Genomic DNA, 21,716 nt, shown 5'->3' on the forward strand with positions numbered 1-21,716 from the left:
TTTGTAATTTTTTTTCCAACTCATGCTGCGGAAGCACCTCCTCACAGCCTCTTACTAGCTCGGCACATACTGAATCTTCAACTATCATGACATCAAAACCTTTATAAATGATTGACCTATCTTCTCACACCGAGTATCTTAGCCCGGTTGGCAATTTCCTGCCATACCTAAAAGGTGATTTAAAATAATTTGTCACCCGAAAATTTAATAAATGCAGACAATAGCATAGTTCCGGATGGCAATGTATAGGCAAACGATGGATAAGAAACCTTATATATATATCGAAAAGCGAAAGACAAATAAAAATAAAAAATCTAAGCCATCTAAGGTATTAATGGGTTTTGCCTTAATTATTGCTTTTTCACTCCCCTATTTTCTTGTAAAAAAATTTTCACATAACACGCATCAAGGAGCTACAACCCAATCTATTTCCTTACCTGATGTTGATGGAGATGATTCCGAAGAATATCAAGACGAAACCTATCAAGAAAATGCATATCAGAATGTAGAAGAGGAAATTGCTGAAGAGTCTAAACCTGTACTTGCCAAAGAAACGGCTAAAACAGTCGTTGCAAGTGCTATCAAAACGATTAAACCGGTTAAAAACATCGTCAAAGACAATGAATGGCAAACCATTAAACCCAGATCAGGCGACTCCATGGCAACCATCTTTAAGCGCCTTGGATTAACAGCACAAAATTTACACCTGGTAATGCAGAAGAACCCTTATGCAAAAGCACTTACTGCAATAAAACCAAGCCAGGAACTGAGATTTTTAATTAATAAAAACAAGTTGGAAAAATTAGTTATTCCAATGAATAACATCCAAACACTAACCGTCTATAGAGATGGGGCAGTCTATAAAACAAAAATAGATTCCAAAAAAGTAAAAACCCAAGAGCGTTATGTAACCGGTGTCGTTACAGGTTCGTTATATTCTACGGCGCAACGCTTAGGCATTCCTAGAAAGCTAATTCAACAAATGACTGCGGTTTTACGTAAAGAAATAGACTTCTCACGTTCAGTTCGTAGTGGCGATCGTTTCGCTATAGCCTATGACAGTCTTCATGTAGAAGGCAAAATGGTAGGCATTGGAGATATTGTTGCTGTAAGTTACACCAATCAGGGAAAAACTGCACAGGCAGTGCGACATATTAGCAGGAATGGCAACCGTGATTACTATACTCCTAAAGGCGAAAGCTTTAAGAAAGCTTTTTCACGCTATCCTATTAAGTTTAGCCATATCAGCTCAACCTTTACTTCTACAAGATACCATCCGATATTGCACTATAAAAGAGCACATAAAGGTATTGATCTGGCTGCCCCCATTGGCACACCAATTCAATCAGTCGGTGATGGAACCATTACCAATATCGGTAGACACAATGGCTATGGCAATATGATTGAAATCAAACACGATAAAACCTATAGCACACTATATGGACACATGCTTCGATTTGCAAAAGGACTATCCAAAGGCAGTAGAATCAAACGAGGTCAAGTGATAGGTTATGTTGGTCAAACAGGCCTTGCTACAGGTCCTCATTGTCATTATGAGCTTCATGTTCATAATCAACCAAGAAATCCAACAACAACCTACCTGCCTACATCTTCTCCAGTTCCTGCGCGAGAAATGGCTCAATTTAAAGCGAAGGTACGTCATGTGTTTGCTCACTTGAAATCACTTGAAAAAACAAGTTACGCCAGTAAAGATAAAAGCAAAGGGAAGAAAAAAACAAAAATTGGATAATTGTTAATTCCGTACGCGCGAATGCGAATTTGTCTGAAATTCCATACCTTGTGGTAGCCCCATAACCTTTCTATAGGAATTTTAAAAAAGTAGCTTGCTTGTTTGCAGCTGGGATTAATCTTTGCAAACTCTTCCCGGTTGTAAACAACCGGGCTACAAGTTCAGTTAACATCAGTGACAGACTTAGGAAAGTTCATCCAAATAAATAACGACACACCATCACAGAGGCAATGATTCCTGCTAGATCTGCTAATAAGCCTGCGGGTATCGCATGTCGTGTCCGCCGAATTCCTATAGAACCAAAATAAACAGCGATCACATAGAATGTTGTTTCTGTGCTTCCCATCATCGTTGCTGCAATTTTAGATATGAGCGAGTCACCACCATATTGATGAACCAGTTCTGCCATCATTCCTGTTGAAGCACTTCCAGAAAAAGGACGAATTAAAGCCAATGGCAATACTTCTGGAGGCATGCCAATCATAGCGAGAAGAGGGGCAAGCAATTTTGCTAGTAAACCAAAAAAACCTGAAGCACGTAGCATGCCTATAGCCACTATCATGGCGATTAAGTAGGGCACAATACTCAAAATCGTATCAAATCCTTGTTTGGCACCAACAATAAATGCGTCAAAAACATTAATTTTTTTTACTGCTGCGGCATATAAAGGAATGCCTACAATAAAAATTAAAAGCATCCAATTGGACAATTGATTCGCAAATCCACTCATAAGCTGTCTTTCCTTCCAACACGAAATATGGATAATTTTGCTAATTGTTTTACGGAAATAATGGCAACTAGAGTAGAAATGATTGTCGCGATTAAAGAGCTGACAATGACACTACTTGGATTAGTGCTGCCGTTTGCTGCCAGATAAGCGATAGCAGTAGCAGGGATTAATTGTACGCTCGAAGTATTAATTGCTAGAAAAGTACACATAGAATTGGTTGCAATTTTTGCATGTTGGTTCAGCGTTTGTAACTCTTTCATCGCTTGCAATCCAAATGGAGTTGCTGCATTGGCAAGTCCCAGCATGTTTGCGGCGATATTCAAGGTCATAGCCCCCATTGCGGGATGATCTATGGGAATATCAGGAAATAGCCTTCTTAAAATAGGTCTAAGTAGCTTTCCCAATAAAGTAACCAAGCCTGATTCATTTGCTATAGACATGATTCCCAGCCATAGGGACATGATTCCTGCCAAGCCAAGAGCGATTTCAAAGCCAAGTTTCGCTGACTCAGTAACAGCACGAGCAACCTCATCAATACGCCCTTCTATCACACCAACTACAACAGAAATCAGTATCATCCCTAACCAGATTAAGTTGAGCATTCTTGCCTCCATACTTCCGAACGGGTTAAGATGTAGTCATTATTTTGCTTTAGATAGAAAAAACTGATGAAGTACACTCTTACTCCCTTAAAAAATCTGATTTTTGTAACCTGTTTCCTCATTTCTTTTTTAAGTTATGCTTTTGACTCAAACGCTACAGAAAAACAGGCCAATTCCTCAATAGAAGAACTATATCATAGACTAAGCAGCATGCCGAATAATTCCATGCCAGACAGGATCGATTGGTTTAGTAGCCAATTTTTAGGTATACATTATGTGCTTGGCTCCTTAGGAGAAGGCCCAAAAGCCCGATACGATCAGTTTCCCCAATACCGTGTTGATGCATTTGATTGTGATACTTATGTGAACACAGTTTTATCTTTAGCTTTGGCAAATTCTCTTACTTCATTTCAACAATGCATCAAAAATATGCGTTATAAAAATGGCACTGTATCTTATCTGCAACGAAATCATTTCCAAGGCTTAGATTGGAATCAAAACAATCAATACAACGGGATACTCAAAGACATTACATTAACGATTAAAGATAAAAATAATCAACCAGTAGCTCAAATTGCTGATGCCGTGATTAATAAACCTAATTGGTATGCTTATAAAACGGTGCAAACAATCAGACTCGAAAATGCGGATAAAGTCAAAGAACAAGAACGGTTAGATGAATTAAAAAAGAAAGGGGCTAAATTGGAAGTCGCATCAGAAAAAGTTCCTTACATTCCCTTTACCGCTCTCTTTCCCGAAAAAAATAAAGCAAATAAGTATTTATTTTCGCAAATTCCTCATGGTGCAATCATTGAAATTGTCAGACCAAACTGGAATCTAAGCGAAAAAATTGGCACTGCATTAAACATTTCCCATTTAGGGTTTGCGATTAAACATAAAGGACAATTGTATTTTCGGCAAGCTTCGTCAGAATATGGTAAGGTAGTTGATGTTCCATTGATTGAATATCTTGAAAAGGCCCAAAGTAGCCCGACAATTAAAGGCATTAATGTACAAATTGTTGTCCCTACAAAACCATTAACAGATTGTAAAATGCCTGTTTAAAACCAGCGTTAGTTTAGGTAAACTACAAAACAAAAGACGTCATCCATCGCTATACTCGGGATGACAGGGAAGGCGCTGCGCTTCACCCAGGTTACACGAAGCATTAGGAACATAAAAAATGAATTACGAATTAACACAAAAGCTCTCATTATCAGACAGCGAATGTCTTGTGCTCGGCGTATTTTCTGATGCGGAACTATCTGATGCAGTGCAAGCCTTAGATAAAGAAAACCATAGTCTAATCAGCAGGCTCATTAAAAAAACATCTGAAGCAGGCGATATACAATGGCATCATAATCTACATGGAACCTTATTAATCATTCACTGTGGCGAGCAAGCTAAATTCAGTCCTTCTCAATTTAAAAAAAGAGTCACTGATATTACAGTAGCATTAATTAAACAACGTGTTCGCAGTGCAACCGTATACCTCCCTCAACTCACCCAATGCTCCGCAGACTGGCAATTGGAACAAATGATTTTGCAAATTGATAATCAACGCTATCAATTACTGGATTTTAAAAAGAAAAAAGCAAAAGCTCATCAATTAGAATCTGTAACTTTTTATTTACCTACCGCCAAAGGCGAGGGATTAATGCTAGGTAAAGCAATTGCAGCAGGCGTTGAGTTGACCCGCAATCTAGCGAATATGCCAGCTAATATCTGTACCCCCACTTATTTGGGCGAGCAAGCAATGCATTTAGCTCAAGAGTTTGCACCCAATATGAGTTGCAAGGTAATGGGGCCAGAAGAAATAAATCAAATGGGAATGGAAACTTTATTAGCAGTTGCTCAAGGTTCAGCCCAGCCACCAAGACTCATAGACATTCATTACAAAGGTGCGAAAGATGCGCCACCAATCATTCTAGTAGGCAAAGGCATTACTTTTGATTCTGGTGGATTATCCATCAAGCCTGCCAATGCTATGGATGAAATGAAATATGATATGTCAGGTGCAGCCAGTGTATTGGGTACTTTAAAAGCCTGTGCTTTACTGAAACTCCCCATTAATATAATCGGTTTGATTGCCAGTGCTGAAAACATGATAAGTGGCACTGCTGTCAAATCCGGTGATATTGTCACCAGTATGTCAGGACAAACTGTTGAAATCATTAATACAGATGCCGAAGGCCGTCTGGTATTAGCTGATGCATTAACCTATGCAGAGCGTTATCAACCCGAATTTGTCATCGATGTCGCAACGTTAACAGGTGGTATTATTGTTGCTCTGGGTACTGTAGCATCAGGTTTTATGACCCAAGATGAAGAGCTTGCACAGTTAATCGAAGAGGCAGCAAAAGAAAGCAATGACCGAGTCTGGCGTATGCCTTTGGATGATGAATACCAAGATGCGCTTGATAGCCCTTTAGCAGATATGATCAATGCAAATTTTGATCGTACTGCGAGTAGTGTTACTGCCGCGTGTTTCCTGTCCCGCTTTACTGAAAAATATCGTTGGGCACATTTAGATATCGCAGGTACGGCCTGGATTTTTGGTAAAAATCGTAACGCAACAGGCAGACCTGTTCCCTTATTAACTCAAATAATACGCCATGCCATCAATTCGCGTTGATTTTTATTTATTAGCAAGCAACCAGAACGATGCACGTTGGCTAATCGCCTGCCGCCTTTTGGAAAAAGCTTATGCTAAAGGACATAAAGTTTATGTTTTATGTAATAACCAGCAGGATGCTGAATTACTGGACGAACTGTTATGGACTTTCAAAGAAGACAGTTTTATCCCACATAACCTACAAGGAGAAGGACCTGAACCGCCTCCCCCAATTCAAATTGGCTATGGGCGTGAACCAAGAGGGTTTAATGATATTTTATTGAATCTTGCGAATTATATTCCGGATTTTTACCCCAAATTTAAGCGCATTATGGAAATCGTAATCAACGAAGAAACCGATAAAGAACAAAGTCGTGCACATTATAGAGACTATAGAGCCAAAGGTTGCGAATTACATACGCATCAGATCGATTGAATAGTCAACAAAATGGAATCCAAAACCGTGCCTGGGTACAGCGCAGCGAAACCCAGGCTACCAAGAAATGCATTAATCCCAGAGCACATCCTTATCTTTTTTGATAGCCGCTTGCAGCAAACTAATTAAAGGAACAGCACGTTTTGCCAAACTGATTTGGGGCTCACCGTCCTCTTCATTTTCAACAACTTTTTTTTCTGTACCGAGACCAGACTGCAACTTCTCTAAAGCCTCAGGAAGATTTTCGGCTTTAATCGCTCCTGGAATAGTGCCACTATGCCCCATTAGAGAAAGCAAACTTTTCGCCACATCCGCAAAATAAGTAATATTTTCATAAGCATCTGTATGAAACGTCACCAGCATAAAATCTCCTTTTTGAAATAGTTGTAGCCTGGTTGCAAGCAACCAGATTTTCTATGTTACCTGGAATGAAGCAAAAAACAGATCATGATTGTAAGCAACTGGGCTACCCATATACTCGTAGCAAATACTCAGCAACCGTACGTAACCCCATCGCCTCACCACCTTCAGGTTTACCAGGTTTATTGCCCAAGTTCCATGCCATAATATCAAAATGCATCCATGGTATGGATTTTGTCACGAAGCGTTGTAGGAATAATCCAGCAACAATTGCTCCGGCATAAGGATGATCACTGGAGTTGGCCAAGTCCGCTACATTGGAACGCAGCAACTCTTCGTATACAGCAAATAAAGGCAACCGCCAAATAGGATCAGCTGCTTGTTGAGACGCTGCGGTTACATCAACAGCCAATTGATCATTATTGGTAAATAGTGCAGCGATTTCAGTACCAACAGAAACTCTTGCAGCTCCTGTTAATGTAGCAAAATCAATCAGTAGCTCGGGCTGCTCTTCACATGCTTTTACTAAAGCATCGGCCAAAACCAAACGTCCTTCTGCGTCTGTATTATGGATCTCTACGGTTAAACCATTACGCATTGTTAAGACATCACCAGGTCTAAATGCATCAGGTCCTATAGAGTTTTCTACAGCAGGAATAAGCATTTGTAAGCGCACAGGTAAATTACGAGTCATAATCCATTGTGCGAGCCCTATGACATGTGCTGCGCCACCCATATCTTTTTTCATGAACCGCATGCCAGAGGCAGATTTAATGTCTAAGCCACCACTGTCAAAACAAACTCCCTTTCCTACAAGGGTAATTCGAGGGTTTTTCTCATCCCCCCAAGTTAATGACAACAAGCGCGGTGCTGACTTGGAGGCACGCCCAACGGCATGAATTGCTGGAAAATTATTGTTTAGTAATTCATCGCCAACCCATTGCTTAAAGTTCCCTTGATAGGTCTGTGCTAATTGCTCCACTACATCAGCTAATTCTTTTGGACCTAAATCGCTAGTTGGTTTGTTTACCAAATCCCTTACTAAAAATTGGGCTTGGGTTAATGCCAGCAGATCATTCAAATCATCCGGATGAACAACTAAAATACGAGGCCGCATCTCGTATTTTTTATATGCTTCAAAGCGATATTGTGCCAAAGCCCAATTCATTGTTGCTTCCTGAGGGCATCTGCCTTGTACCTGATAAATATTTGGTGGAAGGACTAGTGCTGCATTTGCTAAAGCCTGAACATAATTCCCATCACCTGTCCCGATATATGCTTTATCAATTAATCCATCTGCATTCTGGATAAAACATGAATCCCCTATTTTCCCTTTAAACTGATGCAAAGCAAGACAATTCTGTTCTGCAGAAGTAAGCATGCTGCTCTCTTCTTCTCTTTGAGATTGTGACATCAAATAAAGAGGAATAGCACCATCGCTCTGAGTCTCATAAAATAACTTTGCTTGCATTTTTTATTCCTTCACTTGGCCACGAAAATGAGCGGGTCTAAGTCCAGTTAATCCCAAAACTAATAAGTAAATGACTACAGCAATAAATACGTGGCCACATAAGATGCTTAAGCGCATCACTGGAGAAATTCCGAGCCAATAACTTACTGTCCCACTCATTAAAATTAAATAAATACTAATTGCCACATTCGCTAAAAACAATTGCATACTGTATTTTAACCATCCTGGTGAGGGTTTAAATACGCCACGTTTAATCAATAAAAATAATAAAGCCCCACAATTGACATAACCGGCTAATGCAGAAGCTAAAGTCAAACCAGCATGGGCAAAGTGCCAAACAAATAGAGAACAGAGTAAGGTATTAACCACCATAGAAATCGCCCCCACTTTAACTGGGGTACTGATATCTTGTCGTGCATAAAAACCTGAAGCCAATACTTTTATCATCATAAAAGCAGGTACACCTGCTCCAAGAGTAATTAAGCTTTTTTGAGTCTGAATCACATCATAAGCAGTAAATTTACCATAAGCAAAGCAACTCGCAATCAGTGGTAAAGCAAATAAACACAATCCTAAACCAGCGGGAATTCCTATAAGTAAAATGGAGCGTAATCCCCAATCTAAGGCACTCGAGTATTGGCTTAAACTTTGTTCTGCATGCCTTCGCGATAAATGAGGAAGAATCACGGTTGCAATCGCTACACCAAAAACCCCCAATGGAAAATCGGTAAGACGATCGGTGTAATACAACCATGACACACTGCCAACTTTTAAAAAAGAAGCAAAAATACTGTCAACCATTAAATTAAGTTGGGCAATAGAAACACCAAATAAAGCTGGGATCATAAGTTTGAGTACTTTATTAACCCCCGCATCATTTCTAACCAGGCGTGGCTTGACTAATAAATTACGTTGATGCAAAAAAGGGATTTGAAAAAGCAATTGCACAATACCTGCAATCAGAACACCCCAAGCCAATCCCACTACAGGACTTGGTAAATGAGGGCATAAATAAAGTGCAGCAAGAATCATACTGATGTTTAACAATACTGGTGTAAATGCAGGAATTGCAAAATAACCATAGGTATTTAATACAGCCCCAGCCATAGCGGTTAATGAAACCAGCATCAAAAAAGGAAATGTAATCCGTAACATTTCTGTTGCCAATACAGCACGGCTACTGTCATGACTAAAACCAGGCGCAAATAAAAAGATGATCACGGGTGCCGCAAATATCCCGATTAAAGTAACAACACTAAGAATTGATCCCAGATAGCCAGCGATACGCGCAATAAAAACGCGAACATCATCTGGAGAGCGTGTTTTTTGATATTCCGCAAGTACAGGTACAAAGGCTTGTGCAAAAGCGCCCTCTGCAAAGAGACGACGCATAAAATTAGGAATGCGAAAAGCTACAAAAAAGGCATCCATTCCTGCTTGGGCACCAAAAAAATTGGCAAGAACCATATCACGTACAAAACCCACTATGCGTGAAATAAAGGTCATGACGGAAACCAGTGTCGTTGAACGCAATAAGCTCTGTCGTTTAGGTACCATAATCTCTGTTTCTGTTGCTGACATAATTTTTATGCATGAAATAAAATACTTATGATATACCTAAATGAATTAATTTTCATAACCAAAATACGAGTATAGAACTGTAAAATTTAATTGCTAAAGAGGCATTGGTTCCATATTGCCCAACTGATTATGCCTATAAATAAGACATATCGCAATAGATAGCATCAATTTATACTTTAGAAACAAAGAAGTCTATTGACAAATTCTAACTCATTGTGCATGATCATCATCTTTTTGTACCGTCTGAATGAGTGGAGATTTTTAAGTGGCAAATATTAAATCAGCGATCAAACGTGCTCGCCAAAACGTAAAATTACGTCAACACAACGCCAGTGCACGTTCAATGTTCCGCACTTACATCAAAAATGTAATTAAAGCTGTTGAATCAGGTGACAAAGAAGCCGCTCAAGCTGCCTATAGCAAAGCACAACCAGTTATTGATACAGCGGCTGGAAAGGGCTTAATTCATAAAAATAAAGCTGCTCGTATTAAAAGCCGTTTAGTGGCTCGTGTTAAGGCAATGTCTGCTTAATCATATAATTCATTTGCTTCGAACTGGCAATGCCAGTTCGATTCTTTATTACATTTCTTGTTAACCATCAATAAAACAGCTTGGCGTGTGACTCTGATACGTCATCAACTTTTTATACACAAAGTTTTTAATAATTAATAGTAATGATTAATTGAGATCTAAACTCGTGAGCAACAATTAATTCAGCAAACGCTGGGCTTTACAGCCCAGCCTGCACGTCAACAGGAAAGAGAAGGAGGAAGTGGCTGGTCATCATCCATGTGAGAAGATTCCATGTTTGCGGCTACAGTTCCTCTTGCATGGAGTATATCATTCATTAATGATTCATGTAGATCGAATGATTGTAATATAGTCAACAGATGACTATTGGTTTGCATCAGTTTAATAATCTGTCCTGCAACTACTTCATCTTGAGGATAAGGTATTAATCTCTCTAAGGCCCCTTCGATAAGTTGGTTTTTCTTTTGGATTTGAGCTTCTATTTCATCAACTTCATCTAGTGAACTTGCCGCGCCAAGACGTTTTTTAAATGCTTCTTCCTGCATCATAAGTAGTTCTGTAATTGGTTTAAGTTCTTTTAATTTCGTGATGAAAAGCAATAATGCTTCACTTTGTTCATTCGTTAAATCAGTTAGTGATTCTTGCACACTCAATAACTCTTTTTTAGCAACAATACTTTTCGCTGCAAGTTCTGTGTAATTCAACAAGGTCCGTATGTGTTCGAAATTAGGTTGAGAAGTCAAATGCGCCATCACTTTTGGCATAACCTCTTTATCAGCCCCACTCATCAGTTCTAATAAAAATTGATGAACTATTTTTCCCTCGTCGATCAGTTTTTGAACAACCCCATCGAACTGCTCCTTTGTTTGTACCACATAAAGTTCATCTTGAAGGGCAGCCAATGTTTGGCACAAATCCCCAGCCTTTGATTCGGCTGCAGCAAATTTTTCAACAACTCGGTTAGTATGCTCTTTATTGTCCTGAAAAAGTCTACCCATTTCTATTTTCCTCAATGTAATTAGCGCTGTGCTTAAACATGTAACATTATTACGACTTCTTTTGCACTTTGTTTTGCCTGTTCATTTTCTTTTTGTAAGTCGCCAAGAAAAGAAATGCTCACAGGTACTTTAGGTGTTGCGCCTCGCTGTTCTACCATAGGGTGCTCGCTCTTCACAGGTACAGGTACCTTAGGTGTTGCGTCTAGCTGTTCTACCATGGGGTGCTCGTTTTGCACTCTCACTGGAACATTTACCGTTACTACCTCTGGTGCTCTACTAACATCCTTAGGTACAGCCAACCTTTTTCTCGCATCCTCAAGTATAAACTCCTTTGCTTTTGCCACAGCAGCTTGAACACTATGCGCCCACTTTGGAACGTCTGGTAGCTCCTTTTTAAGTTTATCATCTCGTCCTGGCCCCGAACCCACCTGATATCGCGTTCCTCTAAGTTTAGACGGATCAGTTATCTCGGGAGTAAGCCCTCTGCTTCCGCCTAGCTTTCTAAACTCCACAAGATCATTATACTCCTGATCCACTTTCGCTAATAATACACTTAGTTTGTCCGTTGTTAGACCCTCGCTAACAATCCGCTCTATTTCCTTCCTTGCTTTTTCATAGTCTACCTTTAATTCAGAAAGATTAATTCGGCAAGGTTCTTGTTGATGAGAAAATAGCTCTAACTCAATCACATCTTCTAGGTCTAATTTTTGTGAAGGATCACTCAAGTATTGCTCTTCAAGTGAAGGGGCAGTTCCTTCCTTTTTCACCCATTTTGCATGAAACTCTGCAAACTTTTGACAAAGCGCTTCAACTTCACCGTCGCTAAAAAATTCTTGATAAATTTCTGTTTTTGCAAGACCACGCAAATGTTGATTAAATTCTTTTGGAGTATAGGACTTATTATTTTTTAATCGATAATGGTTATGATTTTGCCAGAATTCTGTTTTATCATGGTGCATTAATTTACCATGGAGTTCATCGCTGCCTCGGAGATATAAATCACATCCATCCTCAACTTCTTCTCTTTGAACTTTGGCTGCAGCATTAAATAATTTATCTCTAAACGCTTGGGGGTACTGATCCAGTCCATCTTGAGTCCAAAAGTACCAAGTTAAAGTGTATCCTTTAACCTGCACTGCAACTTGTACCTCTATTTCCTCTCCTTCATCCCTAATTTCATAGACAACGCCCTTGGTCAATCTAAATTTCAAGCCTTCTTCATTAAATTCTTGTTCTTTCTTGCGGTATTCCGCGTTATTACCCGAAGCGGCAAGCAGTTGAAGCTCGTTAGTTTGTTTCGTATTTGTATAAGAAGTAACTTTAGGGACAGTATGTTTTTTCTTTAAAAAAACAAAAAAAGGATTAGGCATAATAAACCACCATCAATTTATAAAATGCAAAAAAAGATCCATATTGGTTGCATATTTTAACCTATGTTTAAAATACAAGCAATCCTTGCTTGCATTTATAGTCCTATGAAAAGTACCTATTGCTTTAATAAAAACAATTAACTAATGAAGGTGTATATGGGGAATAGATATCAATCTAAAGGCTACAACACCCGAAACTGACCTCTCTATCATCATGCCGTTGATAACTGTCTTCTTTACTGTAACTATTTTTTTGTTCATCAGCTTTAGGAATGGGGGGGAATGTTGCAAAAAAATGCGGCCCTTTACACCTGCTATTTTTTCCCAAAAAAAAACGAGAATCCAGGGAAGCAGAGCTTGCTTTTAACGTCTTACTATCAGTTTCAGTAAGCCAGGTTACCTGTTTATCAGTCAGAGAATGAACTTTTTTCAACTCGCCAATAAAAAATAATTTTTCATCACCACTTAATGAAAACAACATTTCAATCGCTGATTTAGAGCCTGCTAGCTTAATGATTACATCATGAACGTTTGTTTTCGAAACCACATCTTGAGTATTTTGTAGGGCACTAATTAAGAGCACTAAAGGCGAATGAGTATAATCGCCAATCGTACTTTCAGGCGCGCAGTGCATAAAAGCATCGCCTAGCCCTTTAGGACCTGTCTGAATCAAATCAACTAAAAAGTCAGATATTTGCGCTATTGGAATTTGATGGTCGATTGCAGCAACCATGGCACGCACTAACATCATAATGCCATTTAGATTAACATGCTCCCCATCATGAATGGTGTCCATTAAAGCTAAATTAACTTTTTCACTCGTATCTTTCTTCCACAAGTGGTGCACTAGATGAGTTAAAGTCTTTACAGCTTCTGAGCTTCGTCTGCTGTATGCAGCAGAAACAAGTGAAATCAGAATAATGTGTAGAACATGTTTCCCTTTATAAGGACCTTGATCATGAATTTTACATAAAGCATCAATCAAATCTTGAGAGCAAATTTTATTCAAATCGATCAGAATGTCACTAATTAGCTGTATGAGTTTCGCATTATTATCTACCGCATTATTTATTGCACCCGCTAAAACATAGACGCCACTTTTACCTTGAAAAGAACCATGTCTAATTTCCTGAGTCAAAGAAGTACCCAGAATAGCTGGAGACTTTTTAACAAATCCCATCAAGAGTTTAGCAAGTAACTCAGCTGTAGACTGAGTGGTCGGTGTAGTAGCATTTGCCAAAGCACGCGTAAGTACAAGAATCGCATTTTTCCCTTTTTCGCTCCCTTCCTCCATATTTTTTGTGACAACATTAGAAAGAGCATCTCCCTTTTGCTCTAACAGTTGACTAAAAATATAGTGTATAGCAACAACTGCTGAGGTATTTCTGGGGTCGTAAGTTGCAGAAAAGAGACTGTCCATCCATGCATAAGCAACAGTTTGCCCTGCAAATTTTCCGCCAAGGGACTGCGCAAAAATTGAAATTAAAATATCTGGATTTTCAGCAGAGTTCAATTGATAAAAAAGCGAACAAATCTGTTGTACTGCACCCTCATCATACAAGCTTACAGCACTTTGAAGGGCGTAAGTTAGCCAGTAGGAAAAATTACTTTGCAGCAAATCACTGGCCTTAGGGGTATTCATTACAAAATGATAAAGCTTTCCAATCAACCAATCTAAGTCATCTTTTGAAAGCTCAGGAGACTTATCACCTTGATATTGAGCGAATGGTGTAGTGAGAAAACCGGAGTGGAATGAAGTTTTACCGCCCATGTAAGTATTGGCCTAAAAAAATACAGTGTTGATTTTTATTATGATAGCATATGATTTTATATACAAGAAGCTTATTGCATTGCGATATTTTAGATGTGCAATCGGTGTAACTGCCTTAAATTTAAAGCAGTTATACTTTAAAAAGAAAGGAGAATGTTGGAGTTACTACCGGCCATGTGATATGTGTTTCTTTGTTATCCTTTGCTTTTGCATTAATAGTGCTACTTGGTCAATCACGAATAAGCAGGAACATCATGCTGTACTTCCCGGGGTATGCCATGCATCACCCGGGACTAAACTGGTGAATTACCTAACCATAAATACTTACTCTTCGTGCTTGATTCAATTGATCAAAAGTACGTTTTGCAGGTGCGAAATTGGGATATTGGGTCACTAAACGCTGTAAAATCATACGTGATAAAATTTCATCTCCTTGATTCCACTCATTTACTGCTTCTAGATACATAAAATCTGCAGTTTGTCCTGCAGTAACAGGCACTTTATTCATCAATACAGGCTCAATAAAACTGACACGAGCTTGAGTTTGTGCTTCCAATCTCTGTAAAACTTTACGTGCCTGCATGCAGCCATTATCACTGGCCTGCTGCAATAATTGCTTGCCTTTAGAAACAGAACGCTCACCCGCAGTGCCCTCAAGATAATAAGTACCTAATTGATATTGTGCGTAAGCATTTTGACGTACGGCCAATTTTTCATAAAGACTTGCGGCCATTTTTGGGTTTTTCTCAACACCCAAACCATAATGGTACATTCTTGCTAAAGCCAACATCGCTTTCTCATTCCCTTTATCTGCAGATTGTTGGTAGTATTTGAGTGCGCTATTGAAATCAAGCTTGGTAGTAACTCCCGTTTCAGACAATAATCCCAACTGGTAAAGCGCATTAGCATTTCCTAAAGCCGCTGCTTTTTGATACCAGGATAAAGCTTGTTGCGTATCACGAGATTGCCCCAAGCCATTGAAATAAATTGCTCCTAATTGATTCATTGCCTCATGAACCTGCTGAGTTGCTGCTTGCACAAATAAGTCTCTGGCTTTTTGGTAATTGACTGGCGTTCCTTTACCATATAAATACATGAGCGCCAGATTATATACCCCTAAAGCATCCCCTTTTGCGGCAGCTTGTTCATAATCTTTTAACGCCTGAGCATAATTATCATTGACTGTTTCATCAATAAAGCCTAAGGCGACAGAAGCCTCTGGCAGAGCTGTGGCTGCTTTCTGATACCACTGCTTAGCCAAACTATAATCAGGCTCTCCACTTTCACCCAGTTGATAAAATTGGGCTAATAAATACTGAGCGAGAGGATTGCCTTGCTCCGCAGAAGCAGTGTACCAACGTTGTGCATCTGCCAAGTTAGGTTCAGCACCCAATCCTTTTTCCAGCATAAAAGCTAATTTCAATTGCGCATACTGATCTCCTTTTGCAGCCAAGCCGGTATAAATTTGTTTGGCTTCTTGCATTTTTTGCGGATCAGAATTTTCTGCTAAATAGTAATCAGCTAAAACAATACCAGCATGACTGTTCCCTAATTTATAAGAGCGGATCAAATTAGGTAAAAAGTCTTCTTTGCTTTGTTTCTCTAATACTGCCATATTAAAGTCAGCATATGAGAACTTGTCATCAACAGATTGCTGTAATTGCGCGATACCTTTTTGCTTGTCTTTCGCAATTCCTTTTCCTTCAGCAGTATAAGTCCCCAGGATAAAATCGCTCACCGCATTTTGTCCTGCTTGTTGGTACCAAGTAATCGCTTGTCCTGGATCTGCTTTTACACCAATACCCCGGTCATAGAGCAAACCGAGTAATAACGCAGCGTTTTCATCACCAGTAGCCGCTTGTTCCTTAGCAACCAGAAAAGCGTGTGCTTGTCTTTGTTTGTCCTGATCCATCGCATTATAAAACGCAAGCGGCAGTAACGCTTGAGAAACACCACGCTCTGCTGCTCCTTGATACAATTGACGAATCATCGCTATTTTGTGCTGTCTCACATTCACACTCAAGCCACTATCATTTTGACGTGCTAAGTTATCTGCTAACTCATATTCTGCAGGGCCATAATTATTCGCTGCAGCAAGATATAACATAGACGTCGCTTGTTCTTGATTTGGTTGGATGTATACAGTGCCGTCTGGGCCAGTTATGCCTTGTGACAGAATTCTAGCCAAAACATATTGAGATTTTTTATTGCCTTTAAAAGCCGCATCAGTCAAATCATTTAATGCAAGCTGATAATCTTGTTTGTCCTTGGCATGCTGCAAATATAAAATCCCTAAATTGTATTCAGCGCCCAAATGTTGTTGTTGCGCTGCATTTTGATAAAAAATAATTGCAGAAGAATCACTTTGCGCCACACCAATGCCATATTGAAACATTTGCCCTATTTGAAATTGTGATTGAGCATCTCCCAATATCGCCTTAAAGTATAAATGATTAAACATACACATATAGTTAAGTTGTGCTTGCCATCCTTGAGTCCATAAATCTATGACACTGGCTTGTGAATTATCATCATAATCATAATAATTGGCATCAATATAAGGTACGGGTTGATTTATTTGGGCATATATTGGCGTATTTATCCTATCTAAAGCAGATAATTGTTGATCCAGAGGATAGAGAGGATATGTCCATTGATTCGCCTGAAAACCAGGGGTTTTATTCAAAATTGCATCATAGTAACTGGTTATAGGAACATCATTAGGTTGAACTAATTCAAACTGGGGTTTAAAAATAGATTGACGCATGACCCGTTTCAATTGTGGTGCCTGATTATAAGCAAAATCGCCTAATACTGTGGGATTTTGCCAAGCACTCAATATTCCTTTCATTTGAAAGTCTGTTTGCTCCAATTTATCTGTTGTACCATTACTTAACCAAAGTGCTGCCTGTGCTAAAGCAGCCTCTTGATTTTTTGAGCTTTCGTCTTGATTCGCCTGATTGAGCCATTGCTTAGCCAAATTAGGATCAGCATCTACGCCTATCCCTTTTTGATACATTGCAGCCAATTCACGTTTTCCTTGTGGTAAGCCATCTTGCGCTGCTTTTAAGGTCCACATGAAGGCAGTTTTTGGATCATAAACTGGGCTTTTAGTTTGTAAATAAATATGAGCCAAATCCAAATATGCTTCATCATTATGCTGATTTGTTGCCTGGGTAAACCACTTCAAGGCTTGTTCTTTTTGATTGTTCTGCAGCGCCAACTCACCCAAAGCAACCATTGCAGGTGCAAAACCTTGAGCAGCTGCTTGGTTTAGTAATTCATCACCTTTCTTTTCATCCTTATCAACCAGCTTCCCTTCAAGATAAAGTTGTCCCAATCTGGTTATTGCCTGGGTGTTACCATTGTTCACAGCCTTATTTAACCAGATAAGACCTAATTTTTTATTTGCTGAATTACGACTATCAATAAAATTCGCTGCTAAAGTAAATTGTGCAATAGAGTTACCATTTTTTGCCGCATTAATGTAATAACGAGTAGCAGCATCCGAGTTACGCTTTACGCCAACCCCATACATGTATGCCGCTGCTGTAAACATTTGTGCATCAACATCGCCAGCATCTGCCGCTTTTTTAAACCATGCAAAAGCCTGTTGTGGATCTTTCTCATGTAATAAAGTGTATTTGGCCAGAATCTGGATTGCAGGAAGATACCCTTTTTGCGCTGATTGGGTAAAATAGCGCATCGCCAATTGAGTATTTTTTAATTGACCATATCCATAAAGATAAATTCGCCCCAAGTAGTAATCAGCAACTGCATTTTTCCCTGATTGATTCATTAAAGGCTCTATCGCTTTATTATAATTCCCTAATCGATAGGCACTGAAATCATCAGCAAAAGCATGTTGGCTTGCTGATGCAACGAATAAACATACCCAAGGTACTAGCGCTTTCATGAAAATTCTCCCTCTTTGCACGGCAATTTCACCTGAATTTTGATTATTATACTTTCAGATTATACCCCCGGTATTATGCCATAATGCACCACCTCATTAACGGCCCCATTTCTTGTAGTGCCATCTACTATCCAGAAATTGCCTTTATTATTTAAACCAAACTTAACATTGACATATTCACATACTTTTATCGTATCAGCACAATCAATAATTTTTCCATAAGAGGTTTTGCCATCACCTAAAGTACAAATAAATTTGACTAATGGCTCTCCGGTAGCCAAAGCTGCCCATTGACGGCCGCCTATTGTATGATTGTATCGAGTAGTATACTGACTGTCTTCATCTCGCATTTGATACAGACTCACAGTTTGTGGCAATTGATTAAAAAAGAAATACAAGGATTGCAAAGCCCCCTCTTTTCCAGGAAAAAGAGACAATACTTTTAAACTTTCTTTATATCCCACCGGCCTGCATCCTATAGGAAATCGAGCCTCTTCTTTTTCTGCCTTAGCTTGTGCTTCTTTAGGATCAATTTTTTTAGATTTGGCTGCATCAAGGTGCGTAGACAGTAGCCCCAAGAAAAGCATCAATGAAATCGAAGTGATTTTTTTAATTGTATTCATCTTATTTCTCACTCACTGTCATTTATTGGACGAACAATAACTGTTGTACCCCTAAAATTATTTCGTTCGCTGGATAACTCAACAAAATTCAGATTTAACCATTTAGCATCCTCGGTAAACATGCGAACACATCCATGGCTTGCTCTTACTCCTGGAATGTCTGAAGAACCATGCAATGCGAAACCTTTATGGAAAAACATGCAGAAAGGCATCTTCGCGCCACCTTTACCGATAGGGAACACATCGGACACACATTTTTCATTTTCTTTACTGAATACTCGATAAATCCCTGTTAGAGTGCGGCAAGAACGATTGGCGTCAGGACATCGATCTCTTCCTGATGAAATTGGTCCCCATCTCACCAAATTACCTTCGGCGTCATAGGCTCCAAAAGCCAGTTTATCTTGATCGACGATAATTTGTTTTTGATGTTCATTTGGAATTTTTAGCGGGAAAGGAGAAACATCAAAAACAGTGAGGTACGTTAGATTTTTTGGAACGGCAATCACCTTACCAGTCCATAAAGGATTATAAGTACGATTGATTTTTTGGACGATATCCCGTTGCTTTTCATCCGGAAATAAGGTTTCCCAACTTTGTCCCGACTCCACCTTAATACAATTGTACTGTGGGTAACCGCATAATCCAGTGCCATAAAAATTACCAGCATGCGCAACGGCAACCATAAACATCATTAATGCAGTTGAAAGTAATTTATACATATGCCCCCCTCTCACCTTACTTTTATTTTTTTACATGCAAGATTTGTGCTTAAATATCAATTTATTCTAATTATTATTCGAGCATATCTAATTTAAGTTTAGTACGAATACTAGAGTTTTTGCTAGGGTTATGAAGAATATTCTTGTTTAATAATAAGTTGCTTGGGCGGAGTGTAGTAGTACAGGGGGTTGGGGCAGAAATGGAGTTCAGTAATTCCCGGGTTCCGCATCGCTACACCCAGGCTACAATTTTCATAGCTACACGTTTTCTCCATGAAAAAATTGAAAAATACGTTGCGCCAGATGTTCACTAATACCGGATACTTTAGCAATTTCGTCCATGGGAGCCTTGGCAAGCTCTCGGATTCCGCCAAAACGATGCAGCAATGCTTGCCTACGTTTTGCTCCGACGCCTTCAATATCTTCAAGCGTTGAATCCAATCTCTTTTTCTGTCTTTTTTTACGGTGAGCCGTAATAGCAAACCGATGCGCCTCGTCTCGAATATGTTGGAGCAAATGCAACGCCTTGGAGTCATCGGGCAAAGTTAGCTCACGTGCCTCATGCACTAAAATCAACTTTTCCCATCCAGCTTTTCGTGAAGGCCCTTTAGCAACACCAAGTAAGAGCACTGTTGAGATCCCCAAAGATAAGAGTACTTTCTGAGCTACAGCAACTTGCCCCTTGCCTCCATCGATAATGAGCACATCCGGCAATGATTGAGCCTCTACTAAACGTTTAAAGCGACGCGTAATTGCCTGTTCCATTGCCGCATAATCATCTCCTGGAGTAATGCCTTCAATATTAAAACGTCGATATTCACTAGGACAAGGCCCTTCATGATCAAACACCACGCACGATGCCACGGTTGCTTCACCCTGGGTATGGCTGATATCAAAACACTCCATGCGTTCAATCGCCTCGTTTAATCCTAAAAATTGCTCTAACTCATGAAAACGAGATTTCATTGTGGAATGTTTTGTAACATATTCAGCCACTGAAACACGCAAATTATTAAGTGCAAAATCCATCCAACGGGATTTTATACCACGAGGATTGACTTGGATTTTACATAACTTACCGCGTTGTTGTGATAAGACCTCTTCTAGTGATTGGTGATCAACCAAATCATGGTTAGTAATAATTAAAGCAGGGATTTTCTCTGGGCTATCCAAATAATAGAATCCTACAAATGCATCAAAAGTTTGTTGCCACAAATCATCCATATTGAATTCATCATCCAAACCTTTTTGCGGCACGGAAGGAAAATAACTATGGCTTGCTAATACTTGGCCTTCACGGATTGTCGCACACTGAACGCAGGCAAAACCGGGACTTACCTCAATTGCAATAGCATCTGCATCACCGCGCAACTGTAAAATACCCTGTTGTTCTTGCACCAAACGTAAACTTTTAATTTGATCCCGCAAAAGTGCAGCCTCTTCAAAATTCAATTCACTTACTGCTTTGTCCATTCGCTTGGCAAGTTCATCGAGAATTAATTGAGACTTCCCTTGTAAAAATCGCATGGCATCGTGCACTGAGCGTTTGTAATTTTCTGGAGTGATATAATTGACACAAGGTGCTGTGCATCGTTTGATTTGATATTGCAAACAAGGTCTTGAACGGGCATTAAAATAACTGTCTCGACAGTTACGAATTTTAAAAACCTTTTGAATCGTTACTATAGTTTCTTTTACCGCGGCACTACTAGGATAAGGACCAAAAAAATCCCCTGCAAGAGGCTTTTTCTTAGAGCGATAGCTTTCAATTCGTGGAAAATCAGGATGATTGGAAAGATGGATGTAGGGATAGGATTTATCATCTCGCAACAAAACATTGTATTTTGGCTTTAATGTCTTAATCAGATTGCTTTCCAATAATAAAGCTTCTGTTTCACTGCGCGTCACAGAAATTTCTATAGAGACAATTTGGCTCACCAAAGAACGTGTTTTAATACCCGTATTTTGTTTATTAAAATAACTCGTGACCCGTTTTTTTAGATTGGATGCTTTTCCTACGTAAAGAACAGTACCTGCTTCATCCAACATACGATAAACACCGGGTTCATTAGGCAGCTTAGTAAGGAACAACGCTAATTCAGTAGAAATATTCATGTAGTAATAATAGCAATGATTTTTGATCTAAATAATGGTGTTTGGATGCTTTGTAGCCTGGATGCAGCGTAGCGGAACTCGGGAGCACCGCTGCTAGGTAAAACCCGGGTTCCGCTACGCTGCAC

General features: G+C 39.4%; 18 protein-coding genes (1 of these 18 only partly in view). 5 read left to right on the plus strand and 13 right to left on the minus strand.

Translation table 11 applies throughout. The features are described from left to right. On the minus strand, positions 1 to 88 hold the beginning of the coding sequence (tyrS, locus tag Lste_RS08710; RefSeq protein ID WP_058510637.1) for a tyrosine--tRNA ligase. The gene continues 1,109 nt to the left of window position 1, outside the view; only the first 88 of its 1,197 coding nucleotides appear in the window; the start codon lies at positions 86 to 88; its stop codon lies beyond the left edge, outside the window. Between the two features lie 168 nt (positions 89 to 256). On the opposite strand from tyrS, the gene Lste_RS08715 reads away from it, so the two are divergent. Then, on the plus strand, positions 257 to 1,750 hold the full coding sequence (locus tag Lste_RS08715; RefSeq protein ID WP_058510638.1) for a peptidoglycan DD-metalloendopeptidase family protein: 1,494 nt from the start codon (positions 257 to 259) through the stop codon (positions 1,748 to 1,750). A 193-nt stretch (positions 1,751 to 1,943) separates the two neighbouring features. Here Lste_RS08715 and Lste_RS08720 read toward each other — a convergent pair whose 3' ends face one another. Together Lste_RS08720 and Lste_RS08725 are read right to left on the minus strand one after the other, a co-directional pair. After that, positions 1,944 to 2,480, minus strand: coding sequence for a spore maturation protein (locus Lste_RS08720; RefSeq protein WP_058510639.1), 537 nt, complete (start codon positions 2,478 to 2,480; stop codon positions 1,944 to 1,946). Beyond that, positions 2,477 to 3,082: a nucleoside recognition domain-containing protein gene (locus tag Lste_RS08725; RefSeq protein ID WP_058510640.1), complete on the minus strand. Its 606-nt coding sequence runs from the start codon at positions 3,080 to 3,082 to the stop codon at positions 2,477 to 2,479. Before Lste_RS08725 ends, Lste_RS08720 begins: the two co-directional genes overlap by 4 nt. A gap of 66 nt (positions 3,083 to 3,148) precedes the next feature. On the opposite strand from Lste_RS08725, the gene Lste_RS08730 reads away from it, so the two are divergent. From Lste_RS08730 to Lste_RS08740, 3 genes are all read left to right on the plus strand, one after another. Continuing rightward, on the plus strand, positions 3,149 to 4,147 hold the full coding sequence (locus Lste_RS08730; RefSeq protein WP_058510641.1) for an N-acetylmuramoyl-L-alanine amidase-like domain-containing protein: 999 nt from the start codon (positions 3,149 to 3,151) through the stop codon (positions 4,145 to 4,147). A gap of 118 nt (positions 4,148 to 4,265) precedes the next feature. Then, on the plus strand, positions 4,266 to 5,717 hold the full coding sequence (locus Lste_RS08735) for a leucyl aminopeptidase (protein WP_058510642.1): 1,452 nt from the start codon (positions 4,266 to 4,268) through the stop codon (positions 5,715 to 5,717). After that, positions 5,698 to 6,132 (plus strand): DNA polymerase III subunit chi, encoded by a 435-nt coding sequence (locus Lste_RS08740; protein ID WP_058510643.1) that lies wholly within the window; start codon positions 5,698 to 5,700, stop codon positions 6,130 to 6,132. The genes Lste_RS08735 and Lste_RS08740 overlap by 20 nt, the downstream gene beginning before the upstream one ends. Positions 6,133 to 6,204: 72 nt before the next feature. On the opposite strand, the gene Lste_RS08745 is transcribed toward Lste_RS08740, so the two are convergent. The 3 genes from Lste_RS08745 to murJ form a co-directional block, all read right to left on the minus strand. Continuing rightward, positions 6,205 to 6,495: a DUF1840 domain-containing protein gene (locus Lste_RS08745; protein ID WP_058510644.1), complete on the minus strand. Its 291-nt coding sequence runs from the start codon at positions 6,493 to 6,495 to the stop codon at positions 6,205 to 6,207. Between the two features lie 103 nt (positions 6,496 to 6,598). Continuing rightward, complete coding sequence (locus tag Lste_RS08750; protein WP_058510645.1) at positions 6,599 to 7,963, minus strand: leucyl aminopeptidase family protein; 1,365 nt, start codon at positions 7,961 to 7,963, stop codon at positions 6,599 to 6,601. Between the two features lie 3 nt (positions 7,964 to 7,966). After that, positions 7,967 to 9,544, minus strand: a complete 1,578-nt coding sequence (gene murJ, locus Lste_RS08755; protein WP_058510646.1) for a murein biosynthesis integral membrane protein MurJ — start codon at positions 9,542 to 9,544, stop codon at positions 7,967 to 7,969. A 265-nt stretch (positions 9,545 to 9,809) separates the two neighbouring features. On the opposite strand from murJ, the gene rpsT reads away from it, so the two are divergent. Further along, positions 9,810 to 10,076 carry a 30S ribosomal protein S20 gene (gene rpsT, locus Lste_RS08760; RefSeq protein ID WP_058510647.1) on the plus strand — a complete coding sequence of 89 codons (267 nt, stop codon included), beginning with the start codon at positions 9,810 to 9,812 and terminating at the stop codon, positions 10,074 to 10,076. Between the two features lie 218 nt (positions 10,077 to 10,294). Here rpsT and Lste_RS08765 read toward each other — a convergent pair whose 3' ends face one another. The 7 genes from Lste_RS08765 to uvrC form a co-directional block, all read right to left on the minus strand. After that, positions 10,295 to 11,074, minus strand: a complete 780-nt coding sequence (locus tag Lste_RS08765; RefSeq protein WP_058510648.1) for a hypothetical protein — start codon at positions 11,072 to 11,074, stop codon at positions 10,295 to 10,297. A gap of 32 nt (positions 11,075 to 11,106) precedes the next feature. Further along, entirely contained in the window at positions 11,107 to 12,444 is a 1,338-nt protein-coding gene (locus Lste_RS08770; RefSeq protein WP_058510649.1) for a hypothetical protein, read from the minus strand. A 175-nt stretch (positions 12,445 to 12,619) separates the two neighbouring features. Further along, positions 12,620 to 14,215: a hypothetical protein gene (locus tag Lste_RS08775; protein WP_058510650.1), complete on the minus strand. Its 1,596-nt coding sequence runs from the start codon at positions 14,213 to 14,215 to the stop codon at positions 12,620 to 12,622. A 310-nt stretch (positions 14,216 to 14,525) separates the two neighbouring features. Beyond that, the gene (locus Lste_RS08780) at positions 14,526 to 18,131 is read right to left on the minus strand and encodes an SEL1-like repeat protein (RefSeq protein WP_058510651.1); all 3,606 of its coding nucleotides are present in this window, start codon (positions 18,129 to 18,131) and stop codon (positions 14,526 to 14,528) included. A gap of 59 nt (positions 18,132 to 18,190) precedes the next feature. Beyond that, the gene (locus Lste_RS08785; RefSeq protein WP_058510652.1) at positions 18,191 to 18,754 is read right to left on the minus strand and encodes a hypothetical protein; all 564 of its coding nucleotides are present in this window, start codon (positions 18,752 to 18,754) and stop codon (positions 18,191 to 18,193) included. An 8-nt stretch (positions 18,755 to 18,762) separates the two neighbouring features. Beyond that, a complete protein-coding gene (locus tag Lste_RS08790) occupies positions 18,763 to 19,476 on the minus strand; it encodes a L,D-transpeptidase (protein WP_058510653.1) in 714 nt (237 codons plus the stop codon). A 258-nt stretch (positions 19,477 to 19,734) separates the two neighbouring features. After that, positions 19,735 to 21,591 (minus strand): excinuclease ABC subunit UvrC, encoded by a 1,857-nt coding sequence (uvrC, locus tag Lste_RS08795; protein ID WP_058510654.1) that lies wholly within the window; start codon positions 21,589 to 21,591, stop codon positions 19,735 to 19,737. Between the last annotated feature and the right edge of the window lie 125 nt (positions 21,592 to 21,716).

The organism is Legionella steelei, from assembly GCF_001468005.1.
GTDB lineage: Bacteria > Pseudomonadota > Gammaproteobacteria > Legionellales > Legionellaceae > Legionella > Legionella steelei.

Bases quoted from the DNA above. Each gene is read 5' to 3' on its own strand.
- Lste_RS08770 (WP_058510649.1), bottom strand. From the start codon at position 12,444: ATGCCTAATCCTTTTTTTGTTTTTTTAAAGAAAAAACATACTGTCCCT.
- Lste_RS08775 (WP_058510650.1), bottom strand. From the start codon at position 14,215: ATGGGCGGTAAAACTTCATTCCACTCCGGTTTTCTCACTACACCATTC.
- Lste_RS08740 (WP_058510643.1), top strand. From the start codon at position 5,698: ATGCCATCAATTCGCGTTGATTTTTATTTATTAGCAAGCAACCAGAAC.
- Lste_RS08720 (WP_058510639.1), bottom strand. From the start codon at position 2,480: ATGAGTGGATTTGCGAATCAATTGTCCAATTGGATGCTTTTAATTTTT.
- murJ (WP_058510646.1), bottom strand. From the start codon at position 9,544: ATGTCAGCAACAGAAACAGAGATTATGGTACCTAAACGACAGAGCTTA.
- Lste_RS08735 (WP_058510642.1), top strand. From the start codon at position 4,266: ATGAATTACGAATTAACACAAAAGCTCTCATTATCAGACAGCGAATGT.
- Lste_RS08725 (WP_058510640.1), bottom strand. From the start codon at position 3,082: ATGCTCAACTTAATCTGGTTAGGGATGATACTGATTTCTGTTGTAGTT.
- Lste_RS08765 (WP_058510648.1), bottom strand. From the start codon at position 11,074: ATGGGTAGACTTTTTCAGGACAATAAAGAGCATACTAACCGAGTTGTT.
- Lste_RS08730 (WP_058510641.1), top strand. From the start codon at position 3,149: ATGAAGTACACTCTTACTCCCTTAAAAAATCTGATTTTTGTAACCTGT.
- Lste_RS08750 (WP_058510645.1), bottom strand. From the start codon at position 7,963: ATGCAAGCAAAGTTATTTTATGAGACTCAGAGCGATGGTGCTATTCCT.
- Lste_RS08715 (WP_058510638.1), top strand. From the start codon at position 257: ATGGATAAGAAACCTTATATATATATCGAAAAGCGAAAGACAAATAAA.
- Lste_RS08785 (WP_058510652.1), bottom strand. From the start codon at position 18,754: ATGAATACAATTAAAAAAATCACTTCGATTTCATTGATGCTTTTCTTG.
- uvrC (WP_058510654.1), bottom strand. From the start codon at position 21,591: ATGAATATTTCTACTGAATTAGCGTTGTTCCTTACTAAGCTGCCTAAT.
- Lste_RS08780 (WP_058510651.1), bottom strand. From the start codon at position 18,131: ATGAAAGCGCTAGTACCTTGGGTATGTTTATTCGTTGCATCAGCAAGC.
- Lste_RS08745 (WP_058510644.1), bottom strand. From the start codon at position 6,495: ATGCTGGTGACGTTTCATACAGATGCTTATGAAAATATTACTTATTTT.
- Lste_RS08790 (WP_058510653.1), bottom strand. From the start codon at position 19,476: ATGTATAAATTACTTTCAACTGCATTAATGATGTTTATGGTTGCCGTT.